Source organism: Massilia sp. W12, from assembly GCF_037300705.1.
In the GTDB taxonomy this organism is placed as follows: domain Bacteria; phylum Pseudomonadota; class Gammaproteobacteria; order Burkholderiales; family Burkholderiaceae_D; genus JACPVY01.
In genome coordinates this window covers 2,634,170-2,659,131 of record NZ_CP147776.1, presented here as the reverse complement: position 1 = coordinate 2,659,131, position 24,962 = coordinate 2,634,170, and the positions used below count along the sequence as shown (strand labels likewise).

General features: G+C 56.0%; 21 protein-coding genes and 1 tRNA gene. 8 read left to right on the top strand and 14 right to left on the bottom strand.

Annotated features, from left to right (window positions below; translation table 11 throughout):
* Positions 1-86: 86 nt before the first annotated feature.
* From V8J88_RS10770 to V8J88_RS10755, 4 genes are read right to left on the bottom strand one after another with little or no spacing between them, the layout of a single operon-like run.
* Positions 87-1,121, bottom strand: a complete 1,035-nt coding sequence (locus tag V8J88_RS10770) for a quinone-dependent dihydroorotate dehydrogenase (protein WP_338849506.1) — start codon at positions 1,119-1,121, stop codon at positions 87-89.
* Positions 1,122-1,174: 53 nt separating this feature from the next.
* Entirely contained in the window at positions 1,175-1,984 is an 810-nt protein-coding gene (locus V8J88_RS10765) for an arginyltransferase (protein ID WP_338849505.1), read from the bottom strand.
* 15 nt (positions 1,985-1,999) lie between these two features.
* Positions 2,000-2,722, bottom strand: a complete 723-nt coding sequence (aat, locus tag V8J88_RS10760) for a leucyl/phenylalanyl-tRNA--protein transferase (protein ID WP_338849504.1) — start codon at positions 2,720-2,722, stop codon at positions 2,000-2,002.
* A 3-nt stretch (positions 2,723-2,725) separates the two neighbouring features.
* Positions 2,726-3,304: an NUDIX hydrolase gene (locus tag V8J88_RS10755; protein WP_338849503.1), complete on the bottom strand. Its 579-nt coding sequence runs from the start codon at positions 3,302-3,304 to the stop codon at positions 2,726-2,728.
* Positions 3,305-3,621: 317 nt separating this feature from the next.
* Between V8J88_RS10755 and V8J88_RS10750 the strand changes: the two genes are divergently transcribed.
* Positions 3,622-3,698 (top strand) — tRNA-Met (locus V8J88_RS10750).
* Positions 3,699-3,770: 72 nt separating this feature from the next.
* Here V8J88_RS10750 and V8J88_RS10745 read toward each other — a convergent pair.
* On the bottom strand, positions 3,771-4,022 hold the full coding sequence (locus V8J88_RS10745) for a hypothetical protein (RefSeq protein ID WP_338849502.1): 252 nt from the start codon (positions 4,020-4,022) through the stop codon (positions 3,771-3,773).
* Between V8J88_RS10745 and V8J88_RS10740 the strand changes: the two genes are divergently transcribed.
* Positions 4,021-4,722, top strand: coding sequence for a PEP-CTERM sorting domain-containing protein (locus V8J88_RS10740; RefSeq protein WP_338849501.1), 702 nt, complete (start codon positions 4,021-4,023; stop codon positions 4,720-4,722). The genes V8J88_RS10745 and V8J88_RS10740 overlap by 2 nt on opposite strands.
* A gap of 71 nt (positions 4,723-4,793) precedes the next feature.
* On the opposite strand, the gene V8J88_RS10735 is transcribed toward V8J88_RS10740, so the two are convergent.
* Positions 4,794-6,491 carry an MFS transporter gene (locus tag V8J88_RS10735; RefSeq protein WP_338849870.1) on the bottom strand — a complete coding sequence of 566 codons (1,698 nt, stop codon included), beginning with the start codon at positions 6,489-6,491 and terminating at the stop codon, positions 4,794-4,796.
* A gap of 319 nt (positions 6,492-6,810) precedes the next feature.
* On the opposite strand from V8J88_RS10735, the gene V8J88_RS10730 reads away from it, so the two are divergent.
* The 4 genes from V8J88_RS10730 (at position 6,811) to V8J88_RS10715 (ending at position 10,397) form a co-directional block, all read left to right on the top strand.
* Positions 6,811-7,119, top strand: coding sequence for a Dabb family protein (locus V8J88_RS10730; RefSeq protein WP_338849500.1), 309 nt, complete (start codon positions 6,811-6,813; stop codon positions 7,117-7,119).
* A gap of 1 nt (position 7,120) precedes the next feature.
* Positions 7,121-7,906, top strand: a complete 786-nt coding sequence (locus tag V8J88_RS10725; protein ID WP_338849499.1) for an SDR family oxidoreductase — start codon at positions 7,121-7,123, stop codon at positions 7,904-7,906.
* Positions 7,907-7,933: 27 nt separating this feature from the next.
* On the top strand, positions 7,934-8,836 hold the full coding sequence (locus tag V8J88_RS10720; RefSeq protein ID WP_338849498.1) for an SDR family oxidoreductase: 903 nt from the start codon (positions 7,934-7,936) through the stop codon (positions 8,834-8,836).
* Positions 8,837-8,948: 112 nt separating this feature from the next.
* A complete protein-coding gene (locus V8J88_RS10715) occupies positions 8,949-10,397 on the top strand; it encodes a coniferyl aldehyde dehydrogenase (protein ID WP_338849497.1) in 1,449 nt (482 codons plus the stop codon).
* On the opposite strand, the gene V8J88_RS10710 is transcribed toward V8J88_RS10715, so the two are convergent.
* The 7 genes from V8J88_RS10710 to V8J88_RS10680 all read right to left on the bottom strand — a co-directional run bounded on the left by V8J88_RS10710 (position 10,394) and on the right by V8J88_RS10680 (position 19,937).
* Positions 10,394-11,716: a diguanylate cyclase gene (locus tag V8J88_RS10710; protein ID WP_338849495.1), complete on the bottom strand. Its 1,323-nt coding sequence runs from the start codon at positions 11,714-11,716 to the stop codon at positions 10,394-10,396. The two genes, V8J88_RS10715 and V8J88_RS10710, sit on opposite strands and share 4 nt — an antisense overlap.
* Positions 11,706-14,294, bottom strand: coding sequence for an ATP-binding protein (locus V8J88_RS10705; RefSeq protein WP_338849493.1), 2,589 nt, complete (start codon positions 14,292-14,294; stop codon positions 11,706-11,708). Before V8J88_RS10705 ends, V8J88_RS10710 begins: the two co-directional genes overlap by 11 nt.
* A gap of 8 nt (positions 14,295-14,302) precedes the next feature.
* Complete coding sequence (locus tag V8J88_RS10700; protein WP_338849492.1) at positions 14,303-15,298, bottom strand: ABC transporter substrate binding protein; 996 nt, start codon at positions 15,296-15,298, stop codon at positions 14,303-14,305.
* Positions 15,299-15,393: 95 nt separating this feature from the next.
* Positions 15,394-17,490, bottom strand: a complete 2,097-nt coding sequence (locus V8J88_RS10695; RefSeq protein WP_338849491.1) for a TonB-dependent receptor — start codon at positions 17,488-17,490, stop codon at positions 15,394-15,396.
* A 166-nt stretch (positions 17,491-17,656) separates the two neighbouring features.
* Entirely contained in the window at positions 17,657-18,856 is a 1,200-nt protein-coding gene (locus V8J88_RS10690) for a PLP-dependent aminotransferase family protein (RefSeq protein ID WP_338849490.1), read from the bottom strand.
* A 181-nt stretch (positions 18,857-19,037) separates the two neighbouring features.
* Positions 19,038-19,496, bottom strand: a complete 459-nt coding sequence (locus V8J88_RS10685; protein ID WP_338849488.1) for a RidA family protein — start codon at positions 19,494-19,496, stop codon at positions 19,038-19,040.
* 45 nt (positions 19,497-19,541) lie between these two features.
* On the bottom strand, positions 19,542-19,937 hold the full coding sequence (locus V8J88_RS10680) for a DUF2917 domain-containing protein (protein WP_338849487.1): 396 nt from the start codon (positions 19,935-19,937) through the stop codon (positions 19,542-19,544).
* Positions 19,938-20,099: 162 nt separating this feature from the next.
* Here V8J88_RS10680 and V8J88_RS10675 point away from each other — a divergent pair, with 162 nt between their 5' ends.
* Entirely contained in the window at positions 20,100-21,527 is a 1,428-nt protein-coding gene (locus tag V8J88_RS10675; RefSeq protein WP_338849485.1) for a PLP-dependent aminotransferase family protein, read from the top strand.
* 28 nt (positions 21,528-21,555) lie between these two features.
* On the opposite strand, the gene V8J88_RS10670 is transcribed toward V8J88_RS10675, so the two are convergent.
* Positions 21,556-21,855 (bottom strand): hypothetical protein, encoded by a 300-nt coding sequence (locus V8J88_RS10670; RefSeq protein WP_338849483.1) that lies wholly within the window; start codon positions 21,853-21,855, stop codon positions 21,556-21,558.
* A 473-nt stretch (positions 21,856-22,328) separates the two neighbouring features.
* On the opposite strand from V8J88_RS10670, the gene V8J88_RS10665 reads away from it, so the two are divergent.
* A complete protein-coding gene (locus tag V8J88_RS10665; protein ID WP_338849482.1) occupies positions 22,329-24,782 on the top strand; it encodes a hypothetical protein in 2,454 nt (817 codons plus the stop codon).
* Positions 24,783-24,962 lie beyond the last annotated feature (180 nt).

Sequence of the window (24,962 nt, the reverse complement as noted above, 5' to 3'; positions counted from 1 at the left end):
GCTGGATGTCATCTTTTCCGGGATGTGCAGGCCTGCCCCGCGCAGCGTTGGCTGCGCCGGGGGCAGGGTGGGCGCTTGCGCAAAGCTCAGTTTTGGCGCACTGCGGCGGCGCACTCCGTCACCAGCGCAGGGCCACGGTAAATCAGGCCGGAGTACACTTGCACCAGGCTGGCCCCGGCTTGCATCTTGGCCTGCGCATCGGCCCCGCACAAAATGCCGCCTACGCCGATAATCGGGATTTCTGTCCCCAATTCGGCGCGCAGACCGCGCACCACAGCGTCAGACAGGCTGCGCACCGGCGCGCCGGACAGTCCGCCGGTTTCACTGGCATGCGGCAAGCCTTGCACTGCATCGCGCTGTAAAGTGGTGTTGGTGGCGATCACAGCGTCGATTTTGTGTTTGAGCAAGAGCGCGGCAATCGCCTTGATTTGCTCTTGATCCAGATCGGGCGCGATTTTCAGCGCCAGCGGGGCGTAGCGTTTGTATTGATCAGCCAGGCGCAATTGCGCTTCTTTGAGCGCGTGCAAGAGCGCATCGAGTTCGGATTCGCCTTGCAATTGGCGCAGGTTTTTGGTGTTCGGCGAGGAGATGTTGACTGTCACATAGTCGGCATAGGGATAGACTTTTTGCAGACACAGCAAATAGTCATCGACCGCTTTTTCAATCGGGGTGTCAGCGTTTTTGCCGATATTCAAGCCCAGCACGCCGCGCTTTTCCTGATAAAAGCGGGATTGCTGCACGTTGGCGACAAAGGCGTCCACCCCGCCATTATTAAAACCCATGCGGTTGATCAAGGCTTGTTTGGCCGGCAGGCGGAAGATGCGCGGGCGCGGATTGCCGGCTTGCGCGCGCGGCGTTACGGTGCCGATTTCGATAAAACCAAAACCCAGCGCGGCCAAGCCATCGATACAGGCGCCGTCTTTATCCAGACCGGCAGCCAAGCCGACCGGATTGGGGAAGTTGATGCCCATCACGCGGCGCGGATCGGCCGGCGGGCGGCTGAGCAGGGCGGTGAGGCCGGCGCGCTCTGCACGCGCCAAATTGCGCAAGGTGAAATGATGGGCGTCTTCGGCGTCCATGCCAAACAGCATGGGACGCGCCAATGAGTACAGAAATGACATGGCAGGCGTGTGGCTGGAAAGAAAGCCGCCATTGTAACAGGCGGCGGCAGCGCTCAAGCAGAAAGAAAGTCGCCCGGCTCAGGGTTGCCGGCTTGCGCGTCTGACAAATCTTGCGGATCGAATCCGCTCAGCGCATCCGCCGGCAAGGCTTGCCAGGCGCCATTGATGCGCGCTTGCAGCGGCTGGTAGCGGATTTTGTATGACATCTTGCGACTTTGCGCAATCCAGTAGCCCAGATACACAAAGGGCAGGGCGGCGTTTCTGGCGCGCTCGATCTGCCACAGGATGTTGTAAGCGCCATAGGAGGCGCCGGGCACATCAGGATCAAAGAAGGTGTACACCGAGGACAGACCATCTTGCAAGATATCAATAATAGAGACCATGCGCAGGACGCCATCCGGGCTGCGGAATTCGACTAAGCGGGTATTGACCCGGCTTTGCAAGAGAAATTGCGCGTATTGGTCGCGGCTGTCGGCATCCATGCCGCCGCCGGCGTGGCGCGCATTTTGATAGCGCAAATACAGTGCGTAATGTTCGGCGATGAAGTCCAGCGGCATCACCCGGGTTTGCAAGTCAGCGTGCTTCTGCCAGGCGCGGCGCTGACTGCGGCGCGGTGTGAAACGCAAGGCTTCCACCCGCACCGGAATGCAAGCCTGGCAGCCATCGCAGTGCGGGCGGTAGGTGAAGACTCCGCTGCGCCTGAAGCCATGTTGAATCAGCATGGCGTACACATCGTCGCCGATCAGATTGGATGGCGTGGCGACCTGACTGCGCGCCTGCCGCCCGTCCAAATAGCTGCACGGATAGGGCGCTGTGGCGTAGAACTGCAGTCTGGCGTAGGGCAAATCTTTCAGATTGCTCATGGTTTGCCTGAAAGTTCAAGGTTGGCCTGCAATGTGTGAAGGCAAACGCCATTCGGCAATCGGGGCCAGTTGCACCGCAGCGCGCAAATGTTGCAGAAATTCTGCACGCGCAATCGGGCGGGCGCCGAGACTGGCCAAATGGGCGGTTTCCTGCTGGCAGTCTATCATTTTCACGTCATGCTTTTGTAAAAAATCGACCAGATGCGCCAGCGCAATCTTGGAAGCGTCGCTTTTGCGCGCAAACATCGATTCGCCATAAAACATGCGTCCCAGCGCCACCCCGTAGGCCCCGCCCACCAGCTCGCCGTCAAACCAGGTTTCGACGCTGTGCGCCATGCCTTGCGCATGCAAGGCGCAATAGCCGGCGATGATGTCTTGGTTGATCCAGGTGCCGTCATGACCTTCGCGCGGCGCAGCGCAGGCCCGCATCACGGCGGCGAAATCATGATCCATGCGGACTTCCCAGCGTGTATCGCGCGCCACTTTGCGCAGGGTTTTCTGTAAGGAGGGGGAGATTTTGAATTCGCTGGTGTATAAGACCATGCGCGGGTCTGTGCTCCACCACAGCACCGGCATATTCTCGCCATACCAGGGGAAGATGCCTTGCAGATAAGCTTGCTGCAGGCGCGCGGCGTCCAAGCTGCGGGTGATCGCCAGCAAGCCCGGCGCATCGGTGTCATGCCCCAGCGCGGCTTCCGGCGGCGGCAGGGGCTGGTCTTCATCAATCCATAAATTCATGGTTTAAAAATCTGGCCGGTTCTGGCGTTTGATGATGTCGTGGGTGTGAAAACCATAGTCGCCATCACCTGCCTGCACTTTGGCATAGTCTTCAAAGAAAAATTTCAGGGTCTTGCGGATGGTCGGGAAGGCCAGTTCGTCCCAGGGGATGTCTGCATGGTTGAACAGGCGCACTTCCAGGCTTTCTTCGCCGGCGCAAAAGTCGAGATTTTTCAGGCGCGCCAGGTAAAACATATGCACTTGATGCACTTGCGGCACATTCAAGAGCGCAAACAGGGTGCGCAGCTCGACATCGGCCCCGGATTCTTCCTGCGTTTCGCGAATTGCAGCGGCCCAGGTGGTTTCATTGTTTTCCATAAACCCGCCCGGCAGGGTCCATTTGCCGTAGCGCGGCTCGATGGCACGCCGGCACAGCAAGACGGCGACTTCGCCTGCTTCTTCCCAGATGGGAATGGAGCCGATCACCATTTTCGGATTTTGGTAGTGGATGGTTGCACACTGGGCGCACACATAACGGGGGCGGTTGTCGCCTTCGGGCACCAGCAGCTCAACCGGGTGCGCGCATTCTGAACAAAATTTCATTGGAGTGACTTCTAAAAACATCGAACAACAGTGATGCGCAAGCATCACCTATGTGTATAGCAGATTTTGCGGCAGATTGCTTGGCCGGATGCAGAAAAGCGCAGGCGCAAACGTTTGTACACCGCTTTATTGCTTTTGTTGCCGAAAAAAAGAGACTTTCTTGGGAAAAACACAAAAAACATTGATATTTTGGCTATTTTTTGATGGTGATGACAGCCAAAACCTTGGTCTGACGCAGTAAACAGTGTAACAGCTTCACAATAATGACGGATATGCTTGCGAAAATTTGGAGGCTGTTGTATTATTCTTACATCAGACGCGGGGTGGAGCAGTCTGGCAGCTCGTCGGGCTCATAACCCGAAGGTCGTAGGTTCAAATCCTGCCCCCGCAACCAGAATATTTTATCATGCAGCCGCATGACGCCAAAAGCCCGCTCACAGCGGGCTTTTTTGCTATCTACCTCAAGTTACTTCTCCCCGCTTTTCCTGCTTGTGCGATCTGTTTTTGCTGAAAGTTTAACATTTTCACACTGTGTGCCATAGTTTGCTACTCTGCATCTGTAAAACAAGAAACTTTCCGGACTGTGCTTGCCATCTTGCAAGGAAAAAGTCAGAATATTGCCCTGTGGCATGATCAAAACAATGAAAACAAATGGCGTACAGCCACCGGAAATATCAACCACAGCATCAAAACAATCACCCCACACAGGAGTATTCATGAAAAAACTGCAATTCAGCGTATTGGCCGCTTCTTTGTTCTTCGCCGGCGCGCAAGCCCAGGCCGTGACGATGACGGTGGATGCGAAATCGAATATCTTTGGCGCCGGTTTGAGTGTCGCGCCAGCCCCGGGCGGCGGCGGCGCAGGTTTGCTGCCGGCGGCCTATAACTTCACCGCCTCGGCTGGCAATGTGCTGACCTTTTCCAGCGTGAGCGGTCAGATTGGCTGCTGCGGCCCGAATGGCGGCATGGCCGGTGCGGATGGCGCGCGCTGGCGCACGCTGGTGCCGTCTTTTGGCGGTATCAGCGGCGTCAACCACAGCGACCGTTTTATGTTCATGGTCGGGGTTTTCCTGTCGGATGCCGCGCCGGGCGCGACGGCCCCGGCTGTGCTGAATTTCTCGGATGCGAATGACTTCAGCCAACTGGCGCCGCAAATCGGTCAAACCTTCTTCATTGGCGATGGCCGCAATGCGCAAGGCCAGATCCAGCAATTTATTGCGCCTTCCAATGCATCGCGCCTGTATCTGGGTTTTGTGGACGCTTACAACTTCAATGCCGCGCCGGGTTACTACGCCGACAATGTGGGCGCCTTGCAAGCCAATTTCCAAATCGCAGCGGTGCCGGAAGCCGAAACCTGGGCCATGATGTTGGGCGGCTTGAGCGTATTGGGCGCACTGGCGCGTCGCCGCAAGGCTTGATCTGCACTTTGCCTGAAATAAAAACAGCCCGGCGCCGGGCTGTTTTTGTGTCGGCAGCATCAACCCCGGCTTCAATCGTGCTGATTGATATCGTGATGCACTGTTTCACGCACAAACAGCAAGCCTAATACCGCCGTGATGGTGGCCACCACAATCGGATACCACAGGCCATAGAAGATATCGCCTTTGTATGCCACCAGCGCGAAGGAAATGGTGGGCAGCAAGCCGCCAAACCAGCCATTGCCGATGTGGTAGGGCAGGGACATAGAGCTGTAACGGATTTTGGTGGGGAACATTTCCACCAGCATCGCGGCAATCGGGCCGTACACCATCGTCACCAAAATCACCAGATACAGCAAGAGCAGGAACAGCATGGTTTTGTTGATCTGTTCAGGATCGGCTTTTTCCGGGTAGCCGGCAGCCTTGATAACGCCGCCCAATTGTTTCTTGAAGGCGTCTTCCTGGGCTTTGCTTTCCTTGCTGAAATTCAAGCCATCCGGCGTCAATACGGCGTCAAATGCGGCAATCTGTTTATCTCCCACTTTGATGGTGGCGACACTGCCGGGCGGGGCGATTTCATTTTTGTAATTCACCGAAGCATCAGCCAGGGCTTTCTTGGCGATATCGCAAGAGCTGGTGAATTTCTTTTGTCCGGTCGGGTTGAATTGGAATTGGCAAGAGGCCGGATCAGCGCTGACCACCACCGGCGAATTCAGTAAAGCCTGTTCCAGTTTCGGGTTGCCATAGTGGGTGATGGCGTTAAACACCGGGAAATAGGTGATTGCCGCCAGCAGGCAGCCGCCAAGAATAATCGGCTTGCGCCCGATTTTGTCAGACAGCGAACCGAATACGATGAAAAACGGGGTGCCGACCAGCAGCGCCAGCGCGATCAGAATATTCGCTGTGACCGGATCTATTTTCAAGGTCTGGGTCAGGAAGAACAGGGCGTAAAACTGGCCGGTGTACCAGACCACGGCTTGCCCGGCGGTTAAGCCCAGCAGGGCGAAAATCACCAGCTTCAGATTACCCCACACCAGGAAGGATTCAGACAGCGGCGCTTTGGAGGTCTTACCTTCGGCTTTCATGCGCAAAAAGGCCGGCGATTCATTCATGGAGAGCCGGATCCAGAGCGAAAACATGAGCAAAACCAGCGACAGCAGGAAGGGAATGCGCCAGCCCCATTCAGCAAAAGCGGCTTCGCCTAACAGCGTGCGCGTGCCTAAAATCACCAGCAGGGACAGGAATAAGCCCATGGTGGCGGTGGTTTGAATCCAGGAGGTGAATAAACCGCGCTTGCCGTGCGGCGCATGTTCAGCCACATAGGTGGCGGCCCCGCCGTATTCACCGCCCAGGGCTAAGCCTTGAATGATGCGCAAGAACACCAGAATGATGGGGGCGGCAATCCCCAGCGTGGCGTAACTGGGCAGCATGCCGACCAGAAAGGTCGAGCCGCCCATCAAGGCCATTGTCACCAGGAAGGTGTATTTGCGCCCAATCATATCGCCCAGGCGGCCAAACACCAGCGCGCCGAAGGGACGCACGATAAAACCTGCGGCAAACGCCAGCAGGGCGAAAATAAAGGCGGTATTCGGATCTGTGCCGGCGAAAAATTTCTTGGCGATGATGGTCGCCAAGGCCCCATACAGATAAAAGTCATACCACTCAAACACAGTGCCCAGCGAAGAGGCGAACACCACCTTCTTCTCTTCTTTGCTCATGCCTTCGCTGCTTGCGGCCTTGACGCTGCCGACACGGTTGGCCGCGTCCATAGGAATATTGCTCATTTTGTTTGTCCCCTGCATTGCGCCAGCGCTTTGACGGGCTTGCTGTGCCCCGCAGCGCTGGCAGACTTCAACTGGCCACGTTGTGCTTTTCGCTTGTCTTACGTGTCCCCTTCCTCAGAATCCGGCGGCGCCGGTTTCACCAGGTGCAAGGATGTTTTGCTGCCATCCTTGCCAACAGTGTCAGCGCGAAACCTTACGCAAAGCTTGCATGGCTGTCAGGCAGACAATTTTTTTCACATGAGGCGCGCACGGCGGGCTGGCGGCGCTGTGCTATGCTGGCTTTTTTTGCCAGCTGGAGAAGGTCATGCTCAAACATATCGTGATGTGGAAATTAAAGGATTTTGCTGAAGGCGCCAGCCGTGCTGAGAACGCGCAAAAACTCAAAGCTTTGCTGCTGTCATGCGCCGATTTGACGCCGGGCACGTTGAAATTTGAAGTGGCTTTGGCCAGCGACGGTCTGGAAGCCACCTATGATGTGGTGTTGTACAGTGAATTCAGCGATAAAGCGGCGCTCGACGCCTATCAATCGCATCCTGAGCATGTGAAGATCAAAGACTTTATCGGCGCCGTGCGGCAAGAGCGCCAATGTATGGATTATCTGAGCGGAGAATAAGATGCGGGTGGCGCAATTATTTGATTTGCACGGACAAACCGCAGTCGTCACCGGCGGCTCACGCGGGCTGGGGCTGCAAATCGCCCAGGCCTTGGGCGAACAGGGCGCGCGCGTGCTGCTGGTTGCGCGCAAGCAGGCGGAATTGGAGCAGGCCTGCGCCGCTTTGCGCGAGGCGGGCGTGCAAGACGCGGACTGGCTGGCCGCTGATCTGGGCGCGGAAGAGGGCGTGGCAGCCTGCGCCGATGGGGCCATGGCGCGCTTGGGCAAGGTCGATATTCTGGTGAATAACGCCGGCGCCACCTGGGGCGCGCCGGCCCAGGACTATCCGCTGGCGGCTTGGGATAAGGTGATGAATTTGAATCTGCGCAGCGTGTTTTTACTCTCGCAGGCGCTAGGGCGCGCCATGATTGCGCAGCGCCATGGCCGCATCATCAATATCGCTTCGATTGCCGGTTTGGCCGGGAATGCCCCGGACACCATGAAAACCCTGGCCTATAACACTTCCAAAGCCGGCCTGATCAATTTCACCCGCGCCCTGGCTGCTGAATGGGGTCAATATGGCGTCACGGTGAATGCCCTGGCGCCCGGTTTTTTCCCTTCGCGCATGACGCAAGGCGTGTTGCAGCAATATGGCGCTGAAGCCTTAAGCCGCCATGCGCCGCTGCAGCGTTTGGGCGATGAAGATGATTTGAAGGGCGCTGCGCTCTTATTCGCCAGCGCTGCCGGCAAACATATTACCGGCCAGGTGTTGGCGGTGGATGGCGGGGTTTCCGCCGTGCTGGCTTGAATTGATCCGGGAAAACAGGAGAAACCTATGCGTGAATTCAGTAATAAAGTGGCGGCCATTTCCGGCGCCGCCAGTGGTTTCGGGCGCGAATTTGCACTCGAAGCAGCCGCGCGCGGCATGCATTTGGCCTTAGCCGATGTGCAAGAAGAACCCTTGCACGCGTTTGCCGATGAATTGCGCGCCAAGGGTCACCGGGTGTTGTGTTCCTTGTGCGATGTCAGCAAAGCGGAGCAGGTGCAGGCCTGGGCTGATGCGGCGTTTACTGAATTCGGCGCGGTGCACCTGCTGTTTAATAATGCCGGCGTCGGCTGTGGCGGTTTGCTGTGGGAAAACTCGCTGGCCGATTGGGAGTGGGTTTTGGGCGTGAATCTGTGGGGCGTGATTCATGGCGTGAAATACTTCACCCCGCGCATGTTGCAAGCAGCGCGGGACGATGCCAATTATCAAGCGCATATTGTGAATACCGCTTCGATGGCCGGCTTGCTCAACGCGCCTTTGTTGGGCGCCTATAATGTTTCCAAGCATGCGGTGGTGGCTTTGAGCGAAAGCATGTTCCAGGATTTGCAATTGCAGTGCAAGGCGGTTGCGGTTTCGGTCTTGTGTCCGTACTTTGTCAGCACCGGCATCAGCCGTTCACATTTGCAGCGTCCGGCGGATTTGCAAAATGCGCAAGCGCCCAGCAACAGCCAGTTATTGGCGCAAAACATGGTCGATAAAGCGGTCAAATCGTCCCACGTCAGCGCGCAGAAAGTGGCGCAGCTGACCTTTGGCGCGATCGAACAAGGGCGGTTTTATATTTACTCGCATCCCGACGCCCTGCAGGGGGTGCAAGAGCGCATGGAGGATGTGTTGCAGGGGAATAATCCGCGCGACCCGTATGCCAGCGCGCCGCAAATCGCCGAACGTTTGCGCCAGGGTTTGCAAGCTTGATTGGAGTGCGCGCACTAAGCTGCCCGGCCTGCGCCTGTGCTATCTTGTGCGCTTCATTGCGCTTGCCGCGCAAATTCATGCCACACCGCGCACAAGAAATAAGGACAGACAAATGGACAGCGTGCTCAAATTTCCCACCACAGCCCAAGCCCCTTTGCAGGAATTGAAAAACCTGTTCGCGGCGCAGCAACAGGCTTTTCAAGCCGAGATGATCCCATCCAAGGCAGTGCGCAAAGACCGCTTGCGCCGGGTGGAATTGATGACGCGCAAATATGCAGATGAATTGGCGCAGACCATTTCCGCAGATTTTGGCAACCGCGCGCCGCAACTCACCATGCTGGCCGACACCATGCTGGTGGAAGCAGCGGCGCGCCACGCGATAAAACATTTGAGCAGCTGGATGCGCACCAGACGCGCCCCTACCGCACTGTATTTTCAACCCGGCTCCAACCGCATCATGCGCCAACCCTTAGGCGTGGTCGGCGTGATCGCCCCCTGGAATTATCCCTATCAATTGGCCCTGGCGCCGGCAGTCGGCGCGCTGGCCGCCGGCAACCGGGTCTTGATCAAACCTTCTGAATTGACGCCGCGTTTTGCCGCCTTGCTGCAAAAAATGGTGGCTGAGTTTTTCCGCAGCGATGAAATGGCGGTAGTCACTGGCGATGCCGAAGTTGGCCGCGCATTTTCCGAGCTGCCCTTTGATCATTTATTGTTCACCGGTTCTACCCAGGTCGGGCGTCTGGTGGCGCAGGCGGCGGCGCGCAATCTGACCCCGGTCACGCTGGAATTGGGCGGCAAATCGCCGGTGCTGGTGCACAGCTCGGCTGAAATTGAAGAGACGGCGGCGCGGGTGGCGCACGGCAAGCTGTTCAATGCCGGCCAGACTTGTGTCGCGCCGGACTATGTGTTTGTGCCGAAAGACAAATTGCAGGAATTTATCGACGCCTTCAAACGCGCCACGGTGCGTATGTTTCCACGCATCGCCAATAATCCGGATTACACCAGCATTATTTCTGAGCGCCATTACCAGCGCTTGCGCAGTCTGCTCGATGATGCCCATGCGCACGGCGCGCAAGTGATTGAAATCAACCCGGAACATGAAACCCTGGATCCGGCAGCGCGCATGCTGGCCCCGACCCTGGTGTTAGGCGCTACCGATGAGATGCGCATTTTGCAGGAAGAAATCTTCGGCCCGCTGTTGCCTGTGCTGACCTACGACAAGCTGGAACAGGCGCTGGACTATATCAACCGCCATGAGCGCCCGCTGGCCTTGTATTTCATGGGCAGCGATATGCGCGCGCGCGACCATGTATTGAGCAACACCATTGCCGGCGGCGTGACGGTGAATGATTGCATCTGGCATTTCGGGCAGGAAGATGTGCCCACCGGCGGGGTCGGCCCCTCCGGCATGGGGGCTTATCATGGGGAATATGGTTTCCTGACCTTCTCCAAGCAAAAGCCGGTGTTCCAGCAACCCTGGTTAAATGGCATGTTCCTTTTACGCCCGCCGTATGGCCCGCGCTTTGCCATGCTCTCCAAAGTGTTGAAGAAATTGATTTAAGCAGACGAAGGCGCGGTCTGGCTGTCAGCGGCGCAACGCACACAGTTGCGCCCGTCATGCTTGGCCTGATACAGGGCCTGGTCGGCGCTGGCGAACAGCGATTCCGGTTCGCGCGTCTCATCCGGATAAAAAGTGCAGCAGCCTATGCTCACGCTCAATGGCGTATTGCTTGCCGGGTGCTGTAACTGTAATTGCAATACGGCTTGGCGCGCCTGTTCCGCCAGATTCATCGCGCAGGCCTGATCCGCTTCCGCATACAGCAAAACAAATTCCTCACCGCCGAAACGGGCCAGCAAGTCGCCCGGACGTTTGGCCAAAGCCTGCAGCGCCTGCGCCACTTGCTGCAGACAGCTGTCGCCGGCTAAGTGCCCCAGGCTGTCGTTATATTGTTTGAAATGATCCACATCCAGCACCAGCAGGGAGAGCGGCTGCCGGTTGCGCCGGGCGCGCTGCCATTCTTTCTGCAGATACTGGTCAAAATGGCGCCGGTTGGCGATATTTGTCAGGCGATCCATATGCGCCAGCTGGCGCAGGGCCTGTTCGGATTCTTTGTGCTGACTGATATCGTGCAAGAGCGCAATAAACAGCGCTTCCTGAATAAACATCGGGCTTAAGGTCAAGTCCAGCGCCAGCGTTTGTCCGTATTTACTGCGCGCATTCACTTCGCGCGTGCCAAAACCGCTCAGGCTGAAGCTCTGGCGCGAGGTGGGCGGCGGATTCATGCTGGCCAGGATTTGATGGCATTGGCTTAATTCAAACAAATCGAAAATATGCCGCCCCTGTAATTGTTCTTCAGAATATCCCAGCATATGGTGGCTGGCCGGATTGGCCATGCGGATCACGCCATCGGCTTGCAAGAGCAACATGCCTTCCGCCATATTATTCACAATCGCGCGCATCAATTCGGCTTGCGCCGCCTGCTCATTCGCCACCTCTTGCAAGCGGATATGGGTGGAGACGCGCGCACATACTTCCTCAATCCGCAAGGGCTTGCTGATATAGTCCACTGCGCCGGCGTTAAACGCCGCCACCACGTCTTCGGTCTCGGTTTTGGCGGTCACGAAAATAATCGGGATGTGCGCCAATTCGGCTTGTTGCTTAAAGGCGCGACAGGTGGCGAAGCCATCCATGCCGGGCATCATCACATCCAGTAAAACCAGGGCAGGGCGGTTTTGCAGCGCGCTGCGCAAGGCCATTTCACCGCTGGTGGCGACAAAAATCTGATAGCCCTGCGGCATCAGAATATTGCGCAGCAGACTGATATTGGCCGGCGTGTCATCCACAATCAACACTTTCGCCGGTTTGCTTTCAAATGGCATCGCGCACTCCTTCCAATTCCGCTTGCATGGCCGCCAGATCATATTGCTCCAAATGCTGGTGCAGACGCTGGGCCAGCGTTTTTTCGGCCTGCCCCAATGCCGCCATTTCCTGCAAGGCGGTTTCCAGCTCATTCAACCAGCCGGCCTGAATCGCATGAAACAGCCGTTGCCGCAAGGCCGAAGGCAGGCTTGGCAAAGGCGCCGCCGGTGTTTCATCAGTATGCGCGCTGGTTTGCTGCAAATCCGACAAACGCGGCCCCAGATGCGTTTGCAAACAGGCTTGGATATCGTCAAACACAAAGGGCTTGCCGATAAAATCGTCAAAGCCGGCTGCCAGATAACTCTGCTTTTCATGCAGCATGGCGGAGGCGGTGATGGCGATGCACAATGGCGGCTTGGCGTATCGCTGATGAATTTCGCGCAGCGCTTCGACCCCATCCATCACCGGCATACGGATGTCGAGCATGACCAGATCGGCTTCAAATGCGCTCAAGGCCTCTACAGCCTGGCGGCCATCGCAGGCTTCGCGCACTGAAAACCCCATGCTTTGCAAGACGCGTGAAAGCACATCGCGGTTTTCTTCAATATCGTCAACCACCAGCGCGCGCAAGCCGCGCGCCCAGATTCCGCTGATGGCTTCCTGCGCCGCCGCCGCCTGGTGTTGTTGCCCGCGCGGCAATTGCAGGGTGAAGTAAAAACGCGCGCCGCCGCCTTCATGCGATTCCAATTGCAAAGCGCTGCCCATCATCGCCAATTGCCGCGCGCAAATCGCCAGCCCCAGGCCGGTGCCGCCTTTTTTACTGCCGGCCTCGGTTTGCTGGAAGGGGGCGAAAATCATTTCCTGCTGCTCCGGCGCAATCCCCGGCCCGCTGTCGGCCACTTCCAGACGGATGGTTTCGCCCAATAACTGCGCATGCAGGCTGATTTGCCCGCTGTCTGTGAATTTCAGCGCATTGCCCAGCAGATTGAGCAAAATCTGGCGCAATTTGCCGCAATCGCCGCGCACCAGGAACGGGCGCGGCAGCTTGACATGCATTTTCCAGGCGATGTTTTTTTGTTCGCAGCGCACCGCGAACATGGTTTGCAACTCATCAAGCAATTGACAGAGATCAAAATCCTGGATGTCGAGCTGCATGCGGCCCGCTTCAATCTTGGATAAGTCCAGAATGTCATTGATCAATTGCAGCAAATGCAAGCCCGATTTTTCGATAGGCTCGGTGATATTGCGCAACTCCGGCGGCAGGCGCGGATCGCGCAACAGCAATTGCGCATAGCCTAACACCGCGTTGAGCGGGGTGCGGATCTCATGGGACATATTGGCCAGAAAGGCCGATTTGGCGTCGCTTGCCATTTCCGCCGCCTGTTTCGCGCTTTCCAGCTCATGGGTGCGCCTTTGCACCCGCGCTTCCAACTCTTGATTTAACTGACGGATCTGATCTTCGGCTTGATGGCGCGCGGTGATGTCGGTGGAAATTGCGCACAGCGCATACACCCCGCCATAGCGGTCATACAGCGGGAATTTGGTCACCAGATAAACATGCTCGCCATCCAGCAAGGTGATGCGCTCATCAAATTGTTCGGCTTGTCTGGATTCAAACACTTTGCGGTCATTCGAAGCGATTGCTTCTGCCACCTTCGGCGGGTGGATCTCATACACGGTTTGCCCCAGCACATGGCCGCGCTCCAACCCCAGGGTTTGCTCAAACTGACGGTTGACCAGCAAATAACGGCCTTCCATATCGCGCACATGGATCAAGGCTGCACTATTGTCCAAAATCGCCTGCAGCCGCTGTTCACTTTGCGATAAAGCCTGTTGCCGCTCTGATAAGACACTCATCATATGATTGAAGGCGCGCGCCATTTCCTGAATATCGCGCGGGCCGTCGGCAAGCGCGCGCACTCCGTCCATGCCATGTTCAGCGTCCGCCATGGCTTGTGACAGCTGTTTCAATGGCTGGGTCAGCTGGCGCGTCAGCAAATGAATCAAGAGCATCAGCATCAGGGCGATTAAGAGCGCAACAGTGAAATTGACCAGGAAAATTTCCAGCCGCGTCTTGCCCAAACTGGCCTTGCTGAGCGTGATGCGGACATACCCCAACTCCTGCTGAAAAGCTTCGCCGGTGGAAAACGGGTCTTGCGCATCAGAAAAGGCGACCACCGGCGTGACAAATGTCCAGCGCACCGCATCTTCTTTCTCCAGGATGCCTTTCAAACCCTGCAAGGCGGGTGGTTTGGGGTCATTTTTGGGCACATCGCCAAGCTTGTCGCGCGCCAGCAAAATCCGGCCATCAGGGTGATGAATCGCCACCCCTTCCACATCCGGAAATTCAAGCACGGATTGCACCGCCAGATTGGCGTTAGCCCCGGAATTGTAGAGCAGCGCCAATTGGCTTTGCTGGGCCAGACTTTCACCGATCCGCATGCCTTGCTGCAGCAACGTCTGGCGAATCTGGCTGCTGGCTTCAATCGACGCCGCAACCGAAGACAACAGGGCCGCAAACACTACCGCCAGCATCACCGACAGCATTAACTGCTGGCGGAATCTGGTGCGTCGTATCAGTTGCGAAAACAGACCCATGATATGCCTCATTGTTCTGGGAAAAGCATATCGAACTGCTGTCTGCGGTTCGTGATGCTGATGCCAAGATGGCTGGCGGTGCTGGTGTTGAGCGCGGACAGCACTTCGCGGGTTGGTAGAATCTGATCCTTGCCGGGATTGCTCAAACGGTTGCGCGCAGCTAAGGCAAGCGAGCGGCCGATTTCCTGATTATCCGGGTAGAGTGAAAATAAAATGCCTTTTTCGACATGCGAGAGCGTGCTGGAAAACACTGCCAGACTCTTATCCCAGGCGCTGCGCAAGACCAGCGGCAAAATCGCCGATTCCTGCACGGTGGTGTTGTCGTGTGGCAGCCAGAGCGCATCGCGGCCGGATTCGGCGGTACTGAAAAACTCTTGATAGCGCGAGACCGCGCTTTTCAAATCCGCCGCTTCCACCGCATGCAATTCCATGCCCTGGGCGCGGGCTGCGGTGCGCGCCAGCTTGATCAGCCAGTCATTCTGTTTTGGATCGTAAATCACCGTGATGCGCTTGGCGTTTGGCGACAGGCTTTTTAAGCGCAAAAATAATAGCGCCGGGTCTGGGGCCAGGGAGTGCACCGTCAGATTTTTGACTTCCGCCTCATTTCCAACCAGCACACCGCCTACCAGCACGGCATAGTCTTTATTCAACTGACGCGCCTGGCGCAAGCCTTGCCGGCCCAGTGCGATCACCAGTTTAGCGTTTTGCTTTTGCAAAAATTCATTCACATCGGCTGGATTGGCATTGCTGCTGACTGCCATTTGCGGCGCCTTGCTTTGCAATTTTTCTTCAATGCCATCGATAATGCGCACGAATACGCTGCGGTAGGGATCGGCAATATCCGGATAGAGAATCACAATGCCGTGGTTTTGCATGGCTTTTTGCGCCAGGGCCTGACAGCAAAAAAACATCAGACACAGCAGCAGCGCAGCATGCAGCGCACGCGATGCGCAGCTCCTGCCGCGCCGCGTCCACTGTTTCATGCTGACCAATTCACCAATCATCACACACCCCTTGTGCATACAGATAAGGATTGCCATGCGGCAATCTTAACTGAAGGCAAAGGAAAACGAAGTCTGGCATGCTGTCTGTTACAAACTTAAAAGTGGTGCGATATTTCAAGCGCAAAAGCGCGCCCGGCCAGGGGATAGTCATTTGGCAGCACGCCAGGAGCGCTGGAAGGGTCGCGCGCGTCGGCATTGCCAAGATTGGTCAACAGCAAAGCAAGATCCCAGCTGCCATGCGCAAACTTGCGGCGCAGCGATAAATCAAGCGTATGGTAGTTGGCGATGGCGGGCCGGTTGTCTTGCGCTGCGCGCGCGCGTTTGAAAACGCCATTGGCCTGCGCCCCCAGACGCCATTGGTTCCAGCCTTGCCACTCGGTGCGCAGATACAGACGGTGTTGGGGTAAATAGGGGATCGGACGTTGATTCACATCATCAATCGCACGCTGATAGGAATAATGTGCGCTCAAACGCCAGTCGCGCTTGTTATCCCACACCGCTTCCATCTCCAGCCCCTTGCCATGGGCGCGTCCGGCGTTTTGAAACGTGCTGCCTATCCCGGGCGCCGGATTGGCTTGCGACAAAATCATATCTTTCATCCGATAGGCATACAGATTCACCGTGGTTTGCAATAAATCAGTGGCTTGCCAGTTAAAACCGCCTTCCAGCGTGCTGATGCGTTCCGGGCGCAAGGCCGGATTGCCCCGATTCACCGGATTATTGATGGAATACGCCTCGTTAAACGAGGGGGCGCGAAAAGCCGTGCCATACAAAAATTTGAAGGTCATATCGCGCCGCGCAGCCCACACCAGCGCCATGCGCAAATTGGTGCTGGCGCCAAAATCTGAATAGGCGTCATGCCGGATGCCAGAGGTTAAATTCCAGCCCTGATGCAAATTCCATTCATCCTGCGCATACACATAGTGCAAGCGGCGGCGCTGCGGCATCAAAAAGGGTTGTTTGAGGCTGTAATCGCGGGCTTGGCCAACCGGAACCGGGATCCCGAGCGCATTGAATTCATAGTTTTTAATTGTGCGCGTCTCATATAAATGATGGTCTTCAAAACCGCTGGCTAAGCGCAATCTGTGATTTTCCCAGCCGGAATACTGCAGGTGGGCGCTGAGCAGCGCATGTCTTTCAAACACATCAGGATGCCCCGTCATCCCGTTTGGAAAAACGCCGGTTGGAAAACGCGCGCCGGGCGGGTATAACACCAGATCGCGGTTGATGATTTGCTTGTTTTTGCTGAAGGCCGCCTGCCATTCCAGCTCCCAGTGGGCATTGCTGTCAAGCACCGCCTTCCAGCGCGCTGAGGCGCGCAGCATTTCACCCGTGATGCGCCCCACAGGGTCGAGCGCGGGGCCGACGCCGGCCCCGGTTCCAATATCGCGCCGCTGGCGAAAATCAAACAACAGCGTCCAGGCCTGGTTTTGCGCACTCAGATTGATATCCAGCGCACGGCTGTTATCGTTGACAAAGCCCGGCGCCAGGCTGGCGTTGCTGCCGCTTTGCCGATCGCGCAACAATTGCCCATCGACATCAATCAAGCGCTCGCGGCGGCCGTTCTCACCTATGCGCAGATAGCCGGCTGTCGCCCAGTCGCCCCATATGGCGCCGGCGTTTAGCCAAATGCTTTTCCGCTTATCATTGCTGTGCCGCAAACCGGCTTCAAACCCTTTTTTATCCGCCCCTTTTTTGGTGATGATATTCACCACGCCGGAAAACGCGTCCGCCCCGTATAAAGCAGAACCGGGGCCGCGAATGACTTCAATCCGCGCCACATTGTTAAGCGGGTAATCGACCCAGGTGGTGTTTTTGGAGCCGGTAAATGACATTGACAAGGGCAAGCCATCTTGCAGCAACAAGACGTGCGGCGCTAAAGCATGGGAAATGCCGCGCATCGTAAACAGCGGTTCATCCAGAATAGAAGAACGGGAAACATGCAAACCGGGAATTGCCGCCAAGGCCTGATCCAGATCGGTCAACCCCATGGCTTGAAAATCGCGCGAGGTCAGCACACTCGTGATTGCCGGCGCCAGCGCTAATTGCTGCTTGCTGCCTGTCGCAATGCTGACCAAGGCTTTGTTACCATAGACTTTTTCCAAATCATCTTCTTCATCATGTTGCGCATATGCGGCGCTGATGGGAATGGTCGCAAGCAGACAAAGCAGACGCATGCCGGATTTGTTCATACTTCAGTCCTTAGATTGGGGAGGGCAGGGCGCAATCCTGATTGTGAACCATGGCATTGCTTGAATACAAAGGAATAGATTTAAAAATATCTTTTTGCTGTCAGCCAGCAACAAAAACCGGGCCATCTGGCCCGGTTTGATAAGCATGCTTTTTTTTGCTGCTCGCTTATGCCGCCATCATTTCCTTGATCAGGCGACCCAGCACTTCGATACCGGCGCGGATTTTTTCCGGCGGCACCGTCACAAAGCTCAAGCGGAAAGTGTTTTTCGCCGGTTCATTGGCATAGAACGGCGCACCCGGCACAAAGGCGATATTGTTTTCCAGCGCGCGGTCGAGCAATTTCATGGCGTCGATCTGTTCCGGCAGCGTGACCCAGATGAACATGCCGCCTTCCGGCCTGGTCCATTGCACGCCTTCAGGGAAATACTGCTCGATGGAATTGAGCATGACCTGACATTGGTCGCCATACAGCTTGCGGATGGTCGGAATATGCTGCGACAGGAAGCCATCCTTGACCACTTCGTACACCACCATCTGCGTCAATTGCGCGGTGTGCAAATCGGTGGCTTGCTTGGCCAGCTCCAGACGGCGCGCCAGCGGCAGCGGGGCCACCACATAACCCAGACGGATGCCGGGCGTGAGCACCTTGGAGAAAGACCCCATATAAATCACGCCATCCGGATTCATATTCAGCAGCTTCGGGGCCGGTTCGCCACGATAATTCAAAGCGCCGTAGGGATCATCTTCAATCAAGGGCAAACCAAGGCGGGCGCAAGTTTCAACCAATTCCTGACGCCGCGCCAGCGACAAGCTGCGGCCAGTCGGGTTTTGGAAATTCGGCAGCGCATACAGCAGGCGGGCGCCGTCAGCAATCGCCGGCAGCGATTGCGGGGCCAAACCGTGTTCATCGGTCGCCACCGACACAAAATTCGGACGATACACTGAGAAAGCTTGCAGGGCGCCCAGATAGCTTGGCGTTTCCACCAAAACCTTGCTGCCTTCGTCAATCAGCACCTTGCCCAGCAAATCCAAGGCTTGTTGCGAGCCGGAGGTCATTAAAACTTGTTCCGGCAGGATTTTGCTGTCAGGCGTGGAGAGCGAATTGGCAATCCATTCACGCAACAGCGGGTAGCCGTCGGTGGGGCCATATTGCAGGGAGACTTTGCCTTGTTCTGACAGCACTTTGTCAAACGCCGCGCGCATCACTTCCACCGGGAAGGTGGCAGGCGAGGGCAGGCCGCCGGCAAACGAGGTGATTTCAGGGCGCTGCGTGACTTTCAGAATTTCGCGGATAAACGAGCTTTGCAGTTGTGCTGCACGTTCGGAAAAGCGCCAATCGATAGGGTTTTGGTTTTCAATTCTCATACGGATCCCGGGTCTGTCTGTTATGGATGTCTGCCTGTCAGCCATCCGTGCCTTTATGCACAATGCAAAAAGCGCAATCAAGTGAGCAGCTTATGGCTGCGGCACGGCTGACGGCTGGTAGCGTCTGCAGTGCAAAAGCGGATTTTTTACAGGAAAATTCCGCTTTTGCAAGTGTAACCTATCAACGGATTTCAACGATCATTTCAATTTCAACGCAAGAACCCAGCGGCAATTGCGCCACGCCGAACGCCGCGCGGGCATGCTTGCCGGCTTCGCCAAAGACTTCCGCCAACAGTTCCGAGGCGCCATTGGTCACCAGATGATGTTCCGTGAATTCACTGGTGGAATTCACCAGGCTGGTGAGCTTGACGATGCGCGCAACGCGCGTCAAATCACCGCCGCAAGCAGCTTGCAAGGTCGCCAGCAAATCAATCGCCACCGCGCGCGCAGCCTGCTTGCCTTCTTCAGTCTGCATATCGCGCCCGAGCTGCCCGACCCAAACCTGGCCATCTTTTTTCGCAATGTGGCCGGACAAAAACACGGTATTGCCGGTCTGCGCATACATCACATAGGCCGCCGCAGGCGTCGCCACGGCAGGAAGAGAAATTCCCAGAGCTTGCAGTTTTTCGTAACAGGACATTTGTTCCTCAATATGAAAATAGGTCATCGAAGGCCGGCGCAACAATCATGCGGCGCCATTCGCCGCGCTTGTAACGTGGCCAGTATTGTAACTTGCATCCCGCCTCAAGATATATGGAAAAAGCCATGCTTTAGTGCGCAATGTTTTGCCATCCGGAAAGAGCGCGCGCAGCATGGACAGTGTCTGCCCGCTGTATTGCAAGGCTTGCGGTGAAAGCGCATCCAGGCGCGCCATGCCGGCGTCGGTTTGCGCCACCAGATGCGGATTGGGCGGCAGAATCACGCTCTCTCCCGGTTGCAACCAGATATCCTCATTCAGACCGCTGGCGGTCAACCACAAACGGCCACACTCCGCCCGCAACCATAAGGGCGATGCGCTGCGGCGTGAGAGGCATTGCCCGGATAACAGCACCAGTGAATCATTGGCATATAGCGTGCGCATGGCTTACTCCTTGAGCCGGGCGGCGATTACGTGCGCCGGACGGCTTTTGAAAACATGAAAAGGGTTGAGACAAGCTTGATTCTAATGCCAGGCACTGATACAGTTGCAGTACACTTTTCCGGATAAACAAGATACTGTATCCATCAACAAGGCAATACAGCCATGCAAATCGAACTCCAACACAAGCAGGGCCGCAATTTAACAGAGCAAATCGTGCAGCAATTGATGGTGCGGATTGACGATAAAATTTTGCACAGCGGCGCACGGCTCCCCTCCATCCGCCAATTCGCCCAGCAAAATCAAGTCTCTTGCGCAACCGTGGTGCAAGCATATGACAGGCTGGTGGGACGGGGTTATCTGGAATCCAGGCGCGGGGCCGGTTTTTTTGTGCGGGCGCGCGAAACATCGGTCAGCCAGCTGACCTTGCCGGCCGCCCCGCCGCAGATGGATGTGGTGTGGCTGGTGCGCGCCATGTTTCATCAAGGCCCGGCTGGTATGGCGCCGGGATCCGGCCTGTTGCCCCTCAATTGGCTCGATGCCGGACTGTTAGGGCAGGCGATGCGCAAATTTCAACAACCCAGCCTGGAAGCGCTGATTCATTACGGCCATCCGCAAGGCTATTTACCGCTGCGGCAGCAGCTTCAACTCAAGCTGGCCGAATTGGAAATCGCCTGTCCGCCGCAGCAAGTGCTGACCACAGCCGGCATTACACAAGGACTCGACTTGATCGCGCGCGAATTTGCCCGCCCGGGCGACACGGTTTTTGTCGATGATCCGGCCTGGTTTTTAATGTTTGGCTCGTTTGCCGCGATGGGCTTGAAAGTGATAGGCATACCGCGCCTGCATGATGGCCCGGACATGGCGCAATTAGAGCATTTGGCGCAAGTGCACCAGCCGCGTTTTTTTGTGATTAATTCGATTTTGCACAATCCAACATCCTTTTCACTCAGTCCGGCGAAAGCCTTCCGCCTTTTGCAACTTGCGCAAAAACATGATTTTTTATTAGTCGAAGATGACATTTATTGCGATATGCACCCAGGCGTGCAAGTGCAAAGCGCGACCCGCCTGGCCAGCCTGGATCAGCTGCAAAGAGTGATTTATATGGGCAGCTTTGGCAAAACGCTGGCGGCAAATTTACGCGTCGGGTTTATTGCAGCTGCCCAGGAACACATACAAAGGCTGACAGACCGCAAAGTATTGGCCTCGCTGACATCCTCAGAATTGGGCGAGCGCATTGTGTACAAAATTTTATCGGAAGGGCTGTATCGCAAGCATGTGGAGCGCATCCGCAACCGCTTGCAATCGATCCGGCAAAAAAGCCTGCGCGCTTTGGAAAAAGCCGGTTTTACAATCGGACAAGACCCTTGCGCCGGCATGTTTTTATGGCTGGATGCGGCAGCGGATACGAATCAATTGGCGCTGAAAGCCCATGATCAGGGAATTTTATTGGCGCCAGGGGCTTTATTTTCGCCGCATCAATTACCCAGCACCCGCCTGCGCATCAATCTGACCAATGTGGCTGAACCCAAAGTGCTGGCGTTTTTTGAAAAGCACGCTGCAAAATCCGCCCGGCAGACTGCTCAGACTTAATGCATGGCGCTGCGGCTGAATTGGCGCTTTATTCAGATGGTTTGGCGTCCTGATTCAGCGCCATCAGCCGTTTTTGCCGGCGGCGGTCGAGCCACCATGCCAGGCCCGGCAAAATAAAAAAACCGCCAGGCATCAAAATCAGCGCCAAATAAGGGCATAACTTCAGCAAAGCGCGCAACTGCGCCTTGATTTCCAAAATATCTTGCGCAGACCAGCGATAACCATTGCGCTGTTTCATCAAGAGCGGCATTAAACCGCTGATTTGATGCATCTCATGTGATAAACGCAAACGCTCACGCTGCTGCAGCTTCCACATTGCATGCAACATGTGCTTGCTCAGGTGAAGCGGGTGCACCACAATGGCGCCAACGCGGCGATGTAATTTCTTGTTCAAGACTGGCTGCCCTGCAGTTAATAAACGACGCGAAGAATTGGCTTGATTATATTTGAAATAAAGCTATTGCTGTTGTTTGTGCGCCAATAACATGCCTGCCCGCCAACTTGGCGCGTCCGGGCTGACATGGCAGGCTGAGGCGATATGTTTGTTGACCGGCGGCGCAGGCGAAAACGGGCGGCGGTTTTTCCTGATTTGACAGCGCATCCAGCCGGATGCGGCGGATTTGGCCTGCAGACGCGCGCGCACTTGCCCTGATACCAATGCCGCGTTGTATTCGCGCCGCGCGTTTTGCGTCAAACGATCCGCGCGCTTTCAATCCATGTACCCTGCTGTGGCGGCAGGCATGATTTGCCTGTCCGGGGCAGGCGTATTCTTTGCAAATTTTCATCAGACGGGGGCGCACAATGGGCGACAGCAAATCGAAAAAAGGTTTGGATGGCTTGGTGGATTCGGTCGTGGATGGGGTCAAAGATGCAGGCAAGGCGGTGGGCGATGCGGCGCAGGCGGCAGGCAATGCCGTCAAAGACACTGCGCAAAACGCCGGCAATGCGGTCAAGGGGGCGGCGCAAAACGCCGGTGAAGCGGTGAAAGATGCCGGCAAGGCGGTGGGCGATGCGGCGCAGGCGGCAGGCAATGCCGTCAAAGGCACTGCGCAAAACGCCGGCAATGCGGTCAAGGGGGCGGCGCAAAACGCCGGTGAAGCGGTGAAAGATGCAGGCAAGGCGGTGGGCGATGCGGCGCAGGCGGCAGGCAATGCCGTCAAAAACACTGCGCAAAACGCCGGCAATGCGGTCAAAGACGCGGCGCAGGCGGTCGGCAATGTGGTGCAGGATGCAGCGCAAGCCGTGGGTTCTTTTGTCGAAGAAAAGTTTGATAAAAACACCGCGCGTATCTGGTTTGATGAAGAAATCAGAAAGAATGGCTGGCCGGAAGCGGCTTTCGCCCAAGTCAAGGCGCGCAAAAACCTGGGCATCGGTTTTTCCGGTGGCGGCATCCGCGCCGCCACCGCCGCCTTCGGCCAGGCGCGCGCCTTGCACCAAGCCGGCTTGATGAAACATGTGCGCTACACCGCCTGTATATCCGGCGGCTCCTGGTTTGCGATTCCCTGGACATATTTACCGGCCAGCATCAGCGACAATGATTTTTTCGGCAAATACACGCCGCCGGAAAAACTGGACTGGGAAGATTTACAAAAACAATATGCCGAAGGGAAAGCCTGTAATTTTATGGAAGTGCTGGAGCAGGCGGAATTTCTGAACAAAAAAGCGCTGCAAAAAGTGTTTTTTGAAGGCGAGGGTTTTGGTAATTCATCCAAAGATGAGAGCTGGGGCGATTTGATCGGCGATGCGTATTTAAAACCGCTGACCCTCTACCATAAAGGCGCGCAGCGCTACGCCACCTGGGGCAAGGATGTGCGCCAAAGCGTGATCAAGCGCAATGACACCTTGCAGGCGAATGATTTTGATTGCGTCGAGCATGAACGCCCGTATTTGCTGGTGAATGGGGTGGCGATTAATTGGAATTTGATGGGGAAATTTGAAGCACTGGTCGCCATGGCGGCAGACAAACCGGAAGACCCGAAAGACTATCCTTTCTACCCCTTTGAATTCACCCCGCTGTATTCCGGCATCAACACGATGTACTCCGGCAAGGAAACAGAAGGGTTTTTCAAATTTGGCGGCGGCTATATTGAAAATATCGGATTCGACACCAAAGACCCGTTTGGCAGGCTCAAGGGTAATTTTGTTGAAGTCAAAACCAAGCAGCAATTCAATCGCTTGAGCGTGCAAGACATGATGGCGGTCAGCGGCGCCGCGCCGGCTTTTCACGCTTTATTAATCAAGTCCGCTGCGAATCTGGTGTCAGCCGGGTTGAGCGCCTTGGCGATTTTGAATGGCATCAACGGCAAACTGCTGGCTGGCAAAGGCGTGGCGGAAGCGGCAAAACGGTTGAGCGGGATTTTTCCGCGCTTTTATTACTGGCATCTGGATAAAAATAAAAACGTTGGCTCAGATAATCTTTATTTCGGCGATGGCGGCTTTTTGGATAATTATGGCCTGTTCCCATTGCTGCGGCGCAAAGTGCGAAACATCATCATCTTCATTAATACCGATACGCCATTTAAAATCAGTAAAGAAGGGCGCGCAGCGCTGGAGAAAAAAGAAGAGATGAAAGCGGCGGATTTTGAAGCCTTGGTCGATACCCTGCAAATTGACGGCGCCTTGCCGGCGCTGTTTGGCTTCCATGACAGCAAAGCGTCCAGCGCGGGTTTTCCGCATAAATGGAGCGGTCACCTTACGCAAGTATTTAAGAAAGCTGACTTCCAAAAAGTGCTGCGGGAAATGTCAGCACGATTGGAAAAGGGCGAACCGGTGTATTCGGTGACATGCTTGGATGTGGTGAGAAATGGATTCATGGGGGTGGCTGAATATACAGACCTGAATATTTGTTTTGTCATGCTGCAATCGTGCAAAAAGTGGGAGCAGCAATTGACAGGTGAATTCCGCAGCCGTTTAGTAGCGCAAGCGCCAGATGCGGGGCAGAGCGCCAATGGCGCGAATAATGCCACGGCAGCGAATACGGCCAGCGCGATGGCGCAAGGCCTGGGGGGGCTGAGCGGCGACAAGCAGCCATGGAGCCGCAAAGCGCATGACGCATCACTGGCGGCGTTTCCCAACTTCGCCACCTTCGGCGTGCACGATACGCTGGAAAGCAAATTGACCCAGGGCGAGAAAATTGCCAAATTCATTGATTTGCAAGAAATGAATCGGGAACAAACGTATTTGCTCGCCAATTTCACCGACTGGACCATGCGCGAAGTCTTGAAAGATGCGAGGGTGGCGAACATGTTTGAATAAGCAGGCATCCGGCGCACATGCATTTGCGCCGGATGCGCTGTGCGCCAGGCCGGGATGGCAAGAAGCATGCAGCGTTGTGCGATTTCCCTCTTGTAATCGGCAGATCTGTCGCCATGTCAGGCCGCATGCAACAATCTAAGCGTGCATGATTGTTGCCCTCCCTGTCATTTTTTCAACAGC

Bases quoted from the DNA above. Each gene is read 5' to 3' on its own strand.
- V8J88_RS10670 (WP_338849483.1), bottom strand. From the start codon at position 21,855: ATGTTGCATGCAATGTGGAAGCTGCAGCAGCGTGAGCGTTTGCGTTTA.
- V8J88_RS10770 (WP_338849506.1), bottom strand. From the start codon at position 1,121: ATGTCATTTCTGTACTCATTGGCGCGTCCCATGCTGTTTGGCATGGAC.
- V8J88_RS10755 (WP_338849503.1), bottom strand. From the start codon at position 3,304: ATGAAATTTTGTTCAGAATGCGCGCACCCGGTTGAGCTGCTGGTGCCC.
- V8J88_RS10705 (WP_338849493.1), bottom strand. From the start codon at position 14,294: ATGGGTCTGTTTTCGCAACTGATACGACGCACCAGATTCCGCCAGCAG.
- V8J88_RS10675 (WP_338849485.1), top strand. From the start codon at position 20,100: ATGCAAATCGAACTCCAACACAAGCAGGGCCGCAATTTAACAGAGCAA.
- V8J88_RS10720 (WP_338849498.1), top strand. From the start codon at position 7,934: ATGCGTGAATTCAGTAATAAAGTGGCGGCCATTTCCGGCGCCGCCAGT.
- V8J88_RS10715 (WP_338849497.1), top strand. From the start codon at position 8,949: ATGGACAGCGTGCTCAAATTTCCCACCACAGCCCAAGCCCCTTTGCAG.
- V8J88_RS10665 (WP_338849482.1), top strand. From the start codon at position 22,329: ATGGGCGACAGCAAATCGAAAAAAGGTTTGGATGGCTTGGTGGATTCG.
- V8J88_RS10765 (WP_338849505.1), bottom strand. From the start codon at position 1,984: ATGAGCAATCTGAAAGATTTGCCCTACGCCAGACTGCAGTTCTACGCC.
- aat (WP_338849504.1), bottom strand. From the start codon at position 2,722: ATGAATTTATGGATTGATGAAGACCAGCCCCTGCCGCCGCCGGAAGCC.
- V8J88_RS10700 (WP_338849492.1), bottom strand. From the start codon at position 15,298: ATGATTGGTGAATTGGTCAGCATGAAACAGTGGACGCGGCGCGGCAGG.
- V8J88_RS10690 (WP_338849490.1), bottom strand. From the start codon at position 18,856: ATGAGAATTGAAAACCAAAACCCTATCGATTGGCGCTTTTCCGAACGT.
- V8J88_RS10735 (WP_338849870.1), bottom strand. From the start codon at position 6,491: ATGGACGCGGCCAACCGTGTCGGCAGCGTCAAGGCCGCAAGCAGCGAA.
- V8J88_RS10680 (WP_338849487.1), bottom strand. From the start codon at position 19,937: ATGCGCACGCTATATGCCAATGATTCACTGGTGCTGTTATCCGGGCAA.
- V8J88_RS10695 (WP_338849491.1), bottom strand. From the start codon at position 17,490: ATGAACAAATCCGGCATGCGTCTGCTTTGTCTGCTTGCGACCATTCCC.
- V8J88_RS10730 (WP_338849500.1), top strand. From the start codon at position 6,811: ATGCTCAAACATATCGTGATGTGGAAATTAAAGGATTTTGCTGAAGGC.
- V8J88_RS10740 (WP_338849501.1), top strand. From the start codon at position 4,021: ATGAAAAAACTGCAATTCAGCGTATTGGCCGCTTCTTTGTTCTTCGCC.
- V8J88_RS10745 (WP_338849502.1), bottom strand. From the start codon at position 4,022: ATGAATACTCCTGTGTGGGGTGATTGTTTTGATGCTGTGGTTGATATT.
- V8J88_RS10725 (WP_338849499.1), top strand. From the start codon at position 7,121: ATGCGGGTGGCGCAATTATTTGATTTGCACGGACAAACCGCAGTCGTC.
- V8J88_RS10710 (WP_338849495.1), bottom strand. From the start codon at position 11,716: ATGCCATTTGAAAGCAAACCGGCGAAAGTGTTGATTGTGGATGACACG.
- V8J88_RS10685 (WP_338849488.1), bottom strand. From the start codon at position 19,496: ATGTCCTGTTACGAAAAACTGCAAGCTCTGGGAATTTCTCTTCCTGCC.